This window comes from Nocardia sp. CNS-044 (assembly GCF_059570515.1).
In genome coordinates, this window is sequence record NZ_JCANSX010000006.1 from 348,416 (window position 1) to 360,610 (window position 12,195).

General features: G+C 68.1%; 8 protein-coding genes and 1 tRNA gene. 3 read left to right on the forward strand and 6 right to left on the reverse strand.

Annotated features, from left to right (window positions below; translation table 11 throughout):
* Positions 1-174: 174 nt before the first annotated feature.
* On the forward strand, positions 175-1,530 hold the full coding sequence (locus tag T333_RS10270; protein ID WP_355003885.1) for a lipase family protein: 1,356 nt from the start codon (positions 175-177) through the stop codon (positions 1,528-1,530).
* Positions 1,531-1,605: 75 nt separating this feature from the next.
* Here the strand turns inward: T333_RS10270 and T333_RS10275 are convergent, their stop codons facing one another.
* The 5 genes from T333_RS10275 to lppU form a co-directional block, all read right to left on the reverse strand.
* Positions 1,606-5,991 (reverse strand): type I polyketide synthase, encoded by a 4,386-nt coding sequence (locus T333_RS10275; RefSeq protein ID WP_496424330.1) that lies wholly within the window; start codon positions 5,989-5,991, stop codon positions 1,606-1,608.
* Positions 5,988-6,269, reverse strand: a complete 282-nt coding sequence (locus tag T333_RS10280) for an acyl carrier protein (RefSeq protein ID WP_355003887.1) — start codon at positions 6,267-6,269, stop codon at positions 5,988-5,990. The genes T333_RS10275 and T333_RS10280 overlap by 4 nt, the downstream gene beginning before the upstream one ends.
* A 34-nt stretch (positions 6,270-6,303) precedes the next feature.
* Positions 6,304-8,046, reverse strand: coding sequence for a fatty acyl-AMP ligase (locus T333_RS10285; protein ID WP_496424331.1), 1,743 nt, complete (start codon positions 8,044-8,046; stop codon positions 6,304-6,306).
* A 647-nt stretch (positions 8,047-8,693) separates the two neighbouring features.
* Positions 8,694-9,095, reverse strand: a complete 402-nt coding sequence (locus T333_RS10290; RefSeq protein ID WP_496424332.1) for a YbhB/YbcL family Raf kinase inhibitor-like protein — start codon at positions 9,093-9,095, stop codon at positions 8,694-8,696.
* 199 nt (positions 9,096-9,294) lie between these two features.
* The gene (lppU, locus tag T333_RS10295) at positions 9,295-10,017 is read right to left on the reverse strand and encodes an LppU family putative lipoprotein (protein ID WP_496424333.1); all 723 of its coding nucleotides are present in this window, start codon (positions 10,015-10,017) and stop codon (positions 9,295-9,297) included.
* Between the two features lie 216 nt (positions 10,018-10,233).
* On the opposite strand from lppU, the gene T333_RS10300 reads away from it, so the two are divergent.
* Positions 10,234-10,839 (forward strand): DUF8020 domain-containing protein, encoded by a 606-nt coding sequence (locus T333_RS10300; protein ID WP_496424334.1) that lies wholly within the window; start codon positions 10,234-10,236, stop codon positions 10,837-10,839.
* Positions 10,840-10,903: 64 nt separating this feature from the next.
* Here the strand turns inward: T333_RS10300 and T333_RS10305 are convergent.
* Positions 10,904-10,977: transfer RNA gene (locus T333_RS10305), tRNA-Met, on the reverse strand.
* Positions 10,978-11,601: 624 nt separating this feature from the next.
* Here T333_RS10305 and T333_RS10310 point away from each other — a divergent pair.
* Positions 11,602-12,156 (forward strand): transglycosylase family protein, encoded by a 555-nt coding sequence (locus T333_RS10310; RefSeq protein ID WP_355003892.1) that lies wholly within the window; start codon positions 11,602-11,604, stop codon positions 12,154-12,156.
* Positions 12,157-12,195 lie beyond the last annotated feature (39 nt).

The window sequence follows — 12,195 nt, forward strand, 5'->3', positions numbered from 1 at the left end:
ACGGGCGGCGCCCCACCGCAAGAATTCGGCAGCCCAGGTTCGTCTTCCGCGCCAATTTTCCTGCCGAGCTCCGGCCGATACGTTGAATGGGACTGCCGCGCCGGAATCCCGGACCGAATCCGCCGCACCGCGGCGCCCGAGCCGTGCGCCGCGCGCGTGAAAGGACGAACACGAATGAGCGTGGGCATCGCAGAGGACGCCGCCGCACCGGTCACCGAGCTGTATCCGGATCCGCTGCGGCCGCTGGTCCCCGAGCAGGATCCCTTCTACGTGGCGCCGCCGCGCCTGGACCGGTACTCCCCCGGCGCGATCCTGCGCACCCGCCGCGTCGAACTCGCACTGTTCGGTGTCGTCCCGCAGCGCATCTCGGCATGGCAACTGCTCTACCGGACCTGCGATCTGAACAACGTCCCCGAGGTCGCGGTGACCACGGTGCTGCTGCCGTGGAGAGCCGATCCCACGGCGCCGCGCTCGCTCGTGTCGTTCCAATGCGCGATCGACGGCGTCTCCTCCCGCTGTTTCCCCTCCTACGCCCTGCGCCGTGGGGCTCGGGCACTCGGCGCGATCCCGCAGCTCGAGCTACCGGTCATCGCCGGGGCGCTGGCGCGGGGGTGGGCGGTGTCGGTCCCCGATCACGGCGGCATGTCGGGGCACTTCGGGGTGGCTCGTGAGCCGGGGTACCGCTCCCTCGACGGCGTCCGCGCGGCGCTGAACTTCGCCCCGCTCGGCCTGAGCCCGAGCACGCCGGTGGGTCTGTGGGGATATTCGGGCGGCGGCCTGGCCACCGCGTGGGCGGCGGAGCTCGCCGCCGAGTACGCGCCGGAGCTGACGATCGTCGGCGCGGTGGCCGGTTCCCCGGTCGGCGATCCCGGATCGGCGTTCACCCGGCTCAACGGCACCTTTCTCTCTGGTTTCGCCACCGTCTGCGTGGCGGCGCTGCGCCGGGCCTACCCCGCGCTGGACCGCCTGCTGCTCGACGAGGTGAACCCCGAGTTCCTCGGCCTGCTCGCCCAGGCCGAGTCGCGCACCACCTTCGAGCTGATTCCGCGGTTCGCGGGCAAGAACATCGACAAGTACAGCCGCACCACGTTCGAGGAACTGCTCGCCCGACCCGAGATGCGCTACGTCCTCGATGACATCCGCCCCGGCGCTCAGGCCCCCGCCATGCCGATGCTGGTGTTGCAGGGCGTCAACGACGAACTCATCGCCGTCGCCGACGTCGACGCGCACGTCGAGCGCTACGCCGCGGCCGGTGCCACCATCCGGTACCTGCGCGACCGGCTGAGCCTGCACCTGCCCCTCCTCTACATCGGCACCCCCTTCACCATGAACTGGCTCGCCGACCGCTTCGACCAGCGCGACACCGGCCCGACCGGCACCGACACGGTGTGGTCGGTCGCCTTCGGCCGCCGAGAAGCCCTGGGCCACTTCCGTTTCGCCAAGCTGTTCGGCCGGATGCTGGCCTCCCGCCCGATCGTCGCGACCGGCGGACCGACCTCGCCCCCGCTGCCGAGGCGAACAGTCGCCTGAGTCCACCGCACCGATCTCGATGCCGGGCCATACGTCGACTCGACGTGAACTGCCGCGCCGAGCCTCGTCGTCCGCTCACCCGCGCAGGATCGCGAGTTCCTCGGCGAGCACCTTCACCGCGTAGCGGATCTGCTCTTCGGTATGGCAGGTGGTGATGAAGAACCGCAACCGGGCCTTGTCCTCCGGCACGGCCGGGTGCAGGATCGGGTTGACATTGATTCCCCTGCGCAGCAGGGCGTTCGACAGCGTCAGCGTCTTCATCGAGTCGCCGATGATGCAGGGAACGACCGGGGTGTCGTGGCTGTCGCCGGTGTCGATGCCCGCCTCCTTGGCGAGTTCGAGGAACATCCGGGACAAACCGCGCAGCCGCTCGAAAACTTCCGGCTCCGAACGCATCTGGCGCAGTGCGGCCAGCGAGGCGGCGGCGTTGGCCGGGGTGATGCCGACGCTGTAGACGAACCCGGGAGCGGTGTACTTCAGGAAGCGGATCAGATCCCGGCTGCCCGCGACGTAACCACCGCAGCCCGCGAGCGCCTTCGACATCGTCCCGGACCACAGCTCCACGTCGGCGCGGTCGACGCCGAAGTACTCGCCGACACCGCCGCCGGTCGCGCCGAGCACGCCGACGCTGTGCGCCTCGTCGATCATCAGCAAAGCCTTGTGCTGCTTCTTGACCTCGATGATCGCGGGCAGATCGGGGATGTCACCGTCCTGGCTGTAGACGCCCTCGATCACGATCAGCACCCGCCGGAAGCGGCCACGGATCTCGGTGAGCATGCGGTCCAGTGCGGCAAAATCGTTGTGCGGGAACGGCCGCCGGGTGGCGCCGGAAAGCTTGCAGCCCTGGAGGATGCTGTCGTGGGCAAGGCTGTCGTGGACGATCAGGTCGTCGGGACCCACGATGTGCCCGATGACCGTGACATTGGTGGCGTGGCCGCTGGTCAGCGCGATCGCGTCCTCGGTGCCGAGCAGCGCGGCGAGTTCCTGTTCCAGCTCGGCGTGGATCGTCTTCTCACCGGAGAGCAGGCGGCTCGCCGAGACGGAGCTGCCGTACCGCGCCACCGCGTCCTGCACCGCGGCGGTCACGGCCGGATGCCCGGACAGACCGAGGTAGTTGTAGCTGGAGAAGTTCAGCACCTCGTGGCCTTCGACGACCGAGGTGTCCCGGGTGACTCCGTCGTTGATCAAGAAGTAGGGGTTGGACACACCGAACTTCTCGGCCATGTCGATACGATCGGAGATCGCCTGCACTTCGGGGAAATCCGCGATGCGGTACTGCGGTTCCACGTCGGATCGCGGGAGATCGGGCAAATCCGTCACGGGTGTCTCGGGAAGCTCTGCCGCCGAAACGCTTTCGGCTCCGCCCACGAGTGACGCGACGAGCCCGATCACGTCGCCGAGAGTCGTCGCCTCCGTGAACCAACTCGGCTCGATGACGAGACCCGGGACCTTGCGCGCGAGACCGCTGAACAGGTCGGCGGTCATGATCGAGTCGAAACCCATTTCACCGCAGATCGTTTCGCCGTCCTTGAGCTTCTCGACCGGAAACCCGCTGACCCGCGCGGCCTCGGCGCGCACCACGACCGCCGCATCGAGACCCGCGCCCGCTCGCCCTGACTCGCCGAGCAGCCGGGGCTGGATCGGCTGCGCTGCCACCTCCGCTTTGGCGGCCGCCGCCAGGACGGCGGCCTGCTCGCGGAAGAGGGCGATGAGTTGATCCATGGTGGTCTCCTCGGTGTTCTGCCTTGCGGGCGTGCTTGTTTCGGGAGTGGAGTTCGTTGTTTCCGGAGCAGGTGCGGCGGTCGGCGTCACGTCGACCTGCGTCCAGTAGCGGCGACTCGTGTCGAACTCGTATCCGCCGACGCGCTGCCTGATCCGGTCGGCGGGTTCGTACAGCGCGTCCCAGTGCGGATCGAGTCCGTCGCGGTAGAGCGCGGCGATGGTGTCCGCCAGTTCGTCGCCGGCGGCCTGCGGCCCGGGGCAGGGCGTCAGCATCGGCGCCGCGAGTTCCGGATGGGCCCTGCCGAGCATCGGCGCGAGCGTGCGCTTCGGGCCGACCTCGATCAGGTGCGTCGGCTCGGTGGCCAGCGCTGCGGTCGCGGCATCGGCGAAACGCACTGTGGCACTGCTGTGTTCGACCCAGTAATCGGCGTCCATCGGCTCGTCGGCGCCGAGCGGGCGACCGCGCAACGTCGAGTAGATCGGGATGCTCGGCAGGTTGTACGCGCACTCGCGTGCGACCTCCGCGAACTCGTCCCGCATGGGCGCCATCAGCGGTGAATGGAAGGCGTGCGAGACGGTCAGCGGGCGAACCGTGACACCGCGATCCGTCAGCACCGCACGGATGCGGCCGATCGACTCGGCGGCGCCCGACAGCACGATCTCGCGCGGGCCGTTGACGGCGGCGAGCGCCACGTCGGGCGCACCCTCGATCAGCTCGGCCACCGCGTCGGCCATGGCGCGGACCGCGAGCATCGCGCCGCCGCCGGGCAGCCGCTGCATCAGGCGGCCGCGGGCGGTGACGAGCCGACACGCGTCATCGAGGTTGAACACCCCGGCGACGGCGGCCGCGGCGAACTCACCGACGCTGTGACCCAGCAGCCACGCGGGCTCGACACCGAGCTCGGTGAGCGCCCGGGTCATGGCGTACTCGACCGCGAAGATCGCGGGCTGGGCGAATTCGGTGCGGTGCACGATCTCGTCGTCGCCGAGCAGCAATTCGGCCACCGAACGGCGCAGGTGTGCGGTCATCCGTTCGTCCACCTCGGCGAGTGCCCGCCGGTACACCGGGGACGCCTCGCGCAGAGCGCGTGACATGCCGGGATACTGCGCGCCTTGGCCGGTGAACAACCACCCGATCGATGGCCGTTGCGCGACGCCGGAATGCGCCTCGAGCGTGGCGTCGTCGGCGCACTCACGCAGCGCCTCGACAGCCCGGTCGCGATCCCGCACCACGAGCGACAGCCGGTGGCGGCCCGAGGACTTCACCTCATTGCTCGACCAGCACAGTCGGCTCAGCGCGGCGGAGTCCCGCTTCACTACTTCCACGAACCGAAGGGCATTGCGCCGCAATCCCTCCCGATCGTTCGACGACAGCGTGATCACGCCGCCGCCATTCGTCGCTTCCGTTGGCGGCGTCGGCGGAGCGCTCGCGAGCACCATGTGGGCGTTGGTGCCGCCCATGCCGAAGCTGGAGACCGCACCGTGAATCCGCCCTTCCGGCAACGGCGTCGGCTCGGCGAGCAGCCGCAGACCGTGCTCTGCCATGCGCAGTCGCGCGTTCTCGTCCGTCGCGAACCTGGTGGGCGGCACGACGCGGTGGTGCAGGCTCAACGCCGCCTTGATCAACCCCGCGATACCGGCGGCGCCCTCGGTGTGGCCGAGATTGCCCTTGATCGAGCCGACCCCACAGGGCCGCTCGCGCCGCGCCGCGTGCACCGCGCCCAACGCCTTGACCTCGATCATGTCGCCGAGCACCGTTCCGGTGCCGTGCGCCTCCAGGAACGCGACCTGCGCCGCGGTGACCCCCGCGCGCCGGTACGCCTCGGCGACGACCTGCTGCTGCGCCCACCGGTTCGGGGCGGTGATCCCGTTGCTGCGGCCGTCGTTGTTCACCGCGCTGCCCTTGATCACCGCGTAGATCGGCAGCCCATCCGCCTGTGCGTCCGCGAGCCTGCGCAGCACGAGCACCGCGACGCCCTCGCCGCGGCCGATGCCGTCGGCCTTCCCGCTGAACGGTTTGCAGCGACCGTCCGGTGCGGACAGGCCCGCCTGCGTGTAGAAGACGTTGAGCGCCGGTGTCACCGCGATGTTGACGCCCGCGGCGAGCGCCTGATCGCACTCCCCGGCGCGCAGCGCGACGCAGGCTTGGTGGACGGCGACCAGCGACGACGAGCACGCGGTGTCGACCGCCATGCTCGGCCCCTTCAGATCGAGCTGGTAGGACAACCGGTTGGCCGTCATGAAATAGCCGTTGCCCGAACCGATTTGCGGGGTGATGCGCGCATAGTCGCGCATGTGCACGGTGGCCCATTCGTTGGCCATGACACCGACGAACACGCCGGTGTTCGAGCCCGCCTGCCGCCGCGGGTCCAGGGTGGCGTCCTCGAACGCCCGCCACGCGGCCTGCAGCAGCAGCCGCTGTTGCGGGTCCATCGCCGCGGCCTCGCGCGGCGCGATGCCGAAGAATTCGTTGTCGAACGCGTCGGCGTCGGCGAGGAAGCCGCCGGTGCGGTTGTTGACCCGGCCGTTCCCGCCCTCGGGATCGTGGAAATCGGCTGCGCGCCAACGCTGGCCGGGAACCTCCGCGATGGCGTCGCCGCCCGCCATGAGCAGCGCCCACAGCGCCCGCGCATCCGGCGCCTGCGGGAAGCGGCAGTCGATGCCGACGATCGCGATCGCGTCGCTCGGCTCCGCCGCCCGAGCGTGCCCGCACGTGATCCGCTCGGTGCGTCGACTCATGCGGCGAGCCCGGGTCTGTCGGCGACTTGGTCGGTGATGTACACGGCCAGGTCGACGATGGTCGGGTACTCGAACACGATCGTCGGATCCAGGTCGAGATCCCACTCGTCCTCGATCTCGCCGCAGATGTTCACCGCGGACACCGAATCGAGGCCCAGCTCGGCCATCGGGAGGGTCTCGTCGATATCGCGCGCGGAGCGGCCGAGGTGATCGGCGACCCGGGCGGTGATCCAGTCGGCGACGACGGCGCCCTGCTGGGCCAGCACAAGTGTTCTCATCTGCGGTGATCTCCTGAGTCGGTTGATACTTCGGTCAGACGGTGGCGAGGGCTCGGGCGCGCAGACGCTGGACGGACGGTTCGATCTCCTCGTGCAGCACGCCGTCGACCGTGTTGTCCAAGAACGCGGACCGCATCGAATTGCGTTGCACCTTGCCGCTGGTGGTGCGGTGCACGGCGCGATGCTCGACCAGCACCACGTTCGGCGCTGGCAGGTCGAAGCCGCGCGACACCATCGCTCTAATCCGGGCGGACAGTTCGGCCGAAGGCAGCTCACCCAGCGCGGCGGTGCGCACGCCCTGGACGACCAGCAGCCGTTCCTGATCCCCCGCGTCGATCGAGAGCACGACGCCGGGCGCGTCGGCGACGGCCGGATGGGCGTCGCGCACGGCCTCCTCGATGTCGTGGGGATACAGGTTGCGGCCGTTCATGATGATCAGGTCCTTGAGCCGCCCGGTGATGAAGAGTTCACCCTCGTGGCGGGCGCCGAGATCGCCGGTCCGCAGATACGGCCCAACGCCTTCGGTGTAGGCGGCGAACCTCTCGCGCGTTTCTTCCGGCCGATTCCAATATCCTTGCGCCACACTGGGTCCGCCGATCCAGATCTCGCCGACGTCGCCTTCCGGCAGTGTCCGCATGGTCACCGGGTCGACGATTCGGATGTCGAGACCGGCTACCGCCGTACCGCAGCTCACCAGGCGAGTTCCGTTGTCCGAAGGGGTGATTCGGTGACGTTCCAGTTCCGCGGGGTCTACGTCGAGGTATACCGGTGGCTGCCCGATCCGAGCCGCGGTGGCCATGAGCGTCACCTCCGCCATGCCGTAGACGGGCAGGAAGGCATCGGCGGCGAATCCGGCGGGACCGAGCCGCTCGATCACCGCGTCGAGCGTGCGGGCACGGACCGGTTCCGCACCGTTCAACACCGCTCTCAGCGAGGACAGGTCGAGGTCCGCGAGCTGTGCGTCGGTCACCCGGCGGGCGAGCAACTCGTAGGCGAAATTCGGCGCCGCCGTGACCTGCGCGCGGTACCGATCGACCGCCTCGAGCAGCCGGATCGGGCGCTTCAGGAAGGTCATCGGCGACATGAAGACCAACTCGCCGCCAGCGAACAGCGGTTGCAGCAGCATCCCGATCAAACCCATGTCGTGGAAGTGCGGCAGCCAGCCGACAACGGTCACGTCGCCCTCGATGGAATTCGCCGCACTGATGGCGGCCTCGTTGTGCACGAGGTTGCCGTGCGAGACGATCACGCCCTTGGGCTCGCTGGTGGAACCCGAGGTGTACTGCAGGAAGGCGGTGGTGTCGGCGGTGATCGCAGGCATGACCCACGCGTCCGGATCGCCGAGCGGCTCATCGGTGGCCGCGACCGCGATGCCCGTTTCGTCGCTGTCGCGCAGCCACGCGGCCAGCGGCTCGCGGAATTCGGCCGTGGTGAGGATCAGCCGGGCGCCCGCGTCCTCGATCATGCCGAGAAGGCGCCGGATGCTGCGCTCGTCGTGCGGCGCGGGGGCGGGTACCGCGATCACCCCGGCATAGAGGCAGCCGAGGAAGGCGCGCAGGAACTCGAGGCCGGGCGGATAGAGCAGCAGCACCGGCCGGTCGGCGTCGTCGTGCCGCGCCAGCCACTCGGCCAGCGCCATAGCATCCCGGTCCAACTCCCGGTAGGTGGCGACCTCCTCGACCAGCTCCCTCCCGACCTCGCGCAGATAGGTGTACGACCTGGTGTCGCCGTGAGCGGCCGCCTGACCACGCAGGTGTGCGACGAAGGTGGAATGCATCGGGTGAACTCCTGGCGAGGGTGGATCGTGTATCGGGGGAAGGTGAGGTCTGGTCTGTCTCGGGTACCGGCCTCGATAGCTATCGTCCGCCCGCGATTTCTTGGCAAATAGGCACCGAAGGTGTGGAGCGCACCCACCCCCGGGGGTCCGCGCCGCGCCCCGGGGTGCACGGGGTGCACGGGACATGCGGCTTCGGAACCTGCCCGCGAGGCCGTGGAAACTGCCCACTACCAGGCATGGTGTATGCGCCTGTTCGGTCATCGACCGAGTCGTACGGGAGGCGGCTGCAGCGGCGGCGTCTGCGAGGGACACGCACGCGATCGGCGCGTGGCGACCGCCGACGAGCCCTCGATATGGGCAACTGCACGATCGCTGGCCGAAGCTTCGTTCAGCCACGGTGGAGACGATCGCGATGCGTGTACATCGCGTTCAGGGCGCCACCGGATTCAGCACCACTCCCGAGGCGCCCATCGGGTCCCGCCAGCCGATCGAAGATCACTCCGCTCGAGCAGCCGACGAATGCGCGTGCACGCGCAGCCGGATCCAGGACGCGGCGAACATTTCAACCGCCAAGGCGCGACACCGCGAAGGCGAAGACCACCACGGCGCCTGGCGCCGGGCAGCGTTGGCGCTTTACGGGGCGTCCGCTATTCGTTCTCGGCCACAAAGAAATTCGCGGCAACGGGCTCGAGCGCTTGTGAATGCGCGAACCGCAGCGGATCGAATTTCGGGCGGCCGAGTTGTCGGACGCCCATTTCTTCCGTCTGCCGGTAGACCGCGAGCACATATCGGTGCGGCCCCGAGCCTGGAGGCGGAGTCGGGCCGGCGTACGGCACGATCTCGGAACCGCGGGCGATATCGATTCCCGGAATGTCGCCCACCGCCCAGTGCAGCCAGCACAGCCCCTGCGACGTCGCCCTCGACGGCGCGTCCGGATCGAACATCAGAACCGCGTACGAAGCGGATTCGTGGTCCGGCAGTGGCCATTCCAGATGGGGCGCGCTCGCCGCCTGCTCGACCGAGAGTTTCCCGCCCGGCGACACCGCCACACCGCCGTATTTCGCCGATAATTCGGCGCCCTCGAATGCGTCGATCTGGTCCGGGACCAATCGCTCGCGCCGCAACGCGGTCAGGAGTGCCTCATTGGCGTTCACGTCCTGGATTATTGCGCGATCACCGCTTTCCGCCCGACAAGACGCGCCGCCCGACTGCCGACCGCATCACCGAATGGGCAGCGCCACCGCCACCTCAGAGTTCGGCGACGCAGACCACGAAGCGGCGTTGACTGTAGACGAATCCGTAATTGCCGGAGGCGCATTGATTGACGTCGGTGACGCCCTGCTTGACTTCCAGCACCCGCACGCCCTTGGCCGTACTCTCCGCGGCGCAATCGATGTGTTTCGGATTGCCCGCGCCGAGTTCCATGCAGCCGCCGACGACCCAGTCGATATCCATGCACAACGATCCATGCTCGACGCCGCGCACGCGCTGGCCGTAGGACTGGTCGGAGTCGGCCGGGCATTTGCCGTCGGCGGGCACTTTGTCGAAGACCTTGTAGCTGGAATTCCCGCCGCCGCAGGCGGCTTTCTCGATCTCGTCGGCGCCGCCGCCGAGCACAGCGCAATCACCGATATTCATCAGAATCGCGGTCGGGGCCTTGCTGGCCGGACTGAGCTCGTCGGTCATTGGTTCCGCGTAGGCCGGTTCGGGCGCGCGCGTTGTCGACGGCGTCGCCGAAACCGTTGTCGCGCGGGTCGTCTCGACAGATTGCGGGGAAGCACTGCTCATCGGCTCCGGCTCGTCCATGGAGAACGCCACCATAATCGTCAGGCCGGTGCACAGGGCGCAGACCAGCATGAATGCCGCGAGGGCGAACCCGGCACGAACACGTTGGCGCGACACGTCTCGCCCTCCACAGCTGTCACGCTTCGAACCCCGCCCCTGACGAGATCTGAAGTCTGAAACTTGCACTCTGAAACTCACGAAATGCTTACACGACTCCGGGCGGGTTGTCGAATCCGGGCATTTCGGTCATCCGACTAGGTCACGAATGGGCAACGATATGCCTGATTTCCTGCCGAATCCGGATGTAGTCCAAAGATTTTCGGACTCTGTATGTCCCGCGCGCTATACAGTCACCCGCCATCCGGCCACGGGAGCCGGAGATCTCGTCAAAAGGAATTCAGCATGAAGTTCGGCATGCTTGCCACAACGACACTCCTGACCGCCGCCACAGTCGGCCTCGCCGCGGGCACCGCGCACGCGAACCCCGTTGAAAAGCAGGAGGTTTCGGCGTCCGGTGTCGACCAGGGCGTCGGCTACCGCACCGCGCTGTCCGATGCCTCTCGCATCGTCACCACGACCGTCGACAGCGGCCGGTTCGAGATCGCCGAGGGCGGGGCGAAGGTGGTGCTGAATTCCGACCGCGGCGATGTCGTCACCGATGTGCCGCTGACCTACGAGCTCTCCGGACACCGCCTGTCGGTGGCGAACGAGATCAGCGAAGACGGCCGGAAGCTGACGCTCACGCCGACGGTCGACGCGAAGGCGATCGGCGAGATGCAGCCGGTCGACTCGCAGGCGCGCCTCGCCACGGAGATCAACAAGAACGTGGTCGGGCTCGTGGCAGGCGGAGTGCTCGGCGGCCTGATCGGCGCGGTGCTCGGCCTCGGCTTCTTCAGCATCATCACCGGACCCATCGGCGCGGTCGTCGGCGCGATCGCCGGCGGCTACATCATGGGCGGCCAGCCGTTCATGGACGCGATGTCGGCCGCCCTCAGCGGCCAGCCCTGATCGCGAGCCGCGACGAAAAGGACTCGAGGCCGGAGAGAAAATCTCTCCGGCCTCGAGTCGTTTGTAGCGGGGACAGGATTTGAACCTGCGACCTCTGGGTTATGAGCCCAGCGAGCTACCGAGCTGCTCCACCCCGCGTCGGTGAACACCAGATTACACACGTCTACGCAGGGAAGGCAAATCGCTTATCGAGGAGGCCATTCGGGCAGGTCAGCGGGCCGCCGAGGGTTCGGACACGGCAAGTCGACAGTCTCGTCGACGCCAAAATGAGCATATCGCCACATCGAGCGGCAACTCATCGATGCCGTTCGCGGGCGTGGATGTTGGCGCGGACGGCCAGCGCCGAGCGAGCGGACATTGCAGATTCGGCCGCACATCGGGGGCCGTTGAGGGCCCATTTTCCGGAAGCCAACCGACCAGTTCCGCGCTTCAAACGTGACAGCCGTCACTATTTCACAGTGATCTCGCGCACATAACGATGTTATAACGTACCGACCAGAACCTGTACTCGAGGCATTTCCCACCTGGGAATACATCGGTTTTCGCGTTATTCGCTTCATGCAATTCCCGGAGTTATCAAGATGTGATCTGCCGAGATTTATTCGTTACCGTCGGTCCACGGCCCGGATCAACCGTGATGGGCTCGAACTCGAACCGCCGAACACCGGCGACCCTGTCCCGCGGTTCGAGGATCCCCGACCTCCTGGGGACAGGGACGCGATGGCACTCGTCGAGTCGGTGGGCGCAGGGAGGGAAACCACCATGTCTGAGAACCGGAAGTTCAGCACCCGCGCCCTCGGCCTCGCCGCCATCACCGGCGCCTTTGTTGCCGTCCCGTTCGCACTCTCCACCGCCACGGCCTCCGCCGCCCCGACCCACAACTGGGACGGCGTCGCACAGTGCGAGAGCGGTGGCAACTGGGGGATCAACACCGGTAACGGCTACTACGGCGGCCTGCAGTTCTCGCAGAGCACCTGGGCCGCCAACGGCGGCACCGGCTACGCCCACAACGCCAGCAAGGAAGAGCAGATCCGGGTCGCCGAGAACGTGCTCGCCACCCAGGGCGTCGGCGCCTGGCCGACCTGCGGCCAGTACCTGCAGGCGGGCCAGTCCGCTCCGGAGCCGGAGGCCGAGCCCGTCGCCCCCGCGCTGCCCGCCGCGCCCGAGCTTCCCGCCCCCGCGGTCGAGCAGAGCCAGGACGTCGTCGAGCAGGTCAAGAGCACCGGCGCCGAGCTGGCCAAGCAGTACGGCCTGGAGGGCCAGTACCAGCAGCTGCTGTCGCAGCACAGCGCGCTGATCGACTCGCTGGGCAACTGACGCCGAAACCCCGTCACCGCACCAGCACACAGAAGCGGC

Excerpts from the sequence above, each read along its gene's own strand:
- T333_RS10270 (WP_355003885.1), top strand. The coding sequence starts at position 175 with ATGAGCGTGGGCATCGCAGAGGACGCCGCCGCACCGGTCACCGAGCTG.
- T333_RS10275 (WP_496424330.1), bottom strand. The coding sequence starts at position 5,991 with ATGAGTCGACGCACCGAGCGGATCACGTGCGGGCACGCTCGGGCGGCG.
- T333_RS10280 (WP_355003887.1), bottom strand. The coding sequence starts at position 6,269 with ATGAGAACACTTGTGCTGGCCCAGCAGGGCGCCGTCGTCGCCGACTGG.
- T333_RS10285 (WP_496424331.1), bottom strand. The coding sequence starts at position 8,046 with ATGCATTCCACCTTCGTCGCACACCTGCGTGGTCAGGCGGCCGCTCAC.
- T333_RS10300 (WP_496424334.1), top strand. The coding sequence starts at position 10,234 with ATGAAGTTCGGCATGCTTGCCACAACGACACTCCTGACCGCCGCCACA.
- T333_RS10310 (WP_355003892.1), top strand. The coding sequence starts at position 11,602 with ATGTCTGAGAACCGGAAGTTCAGCACCCGCGCCCTCGGCCTCGCCGCC.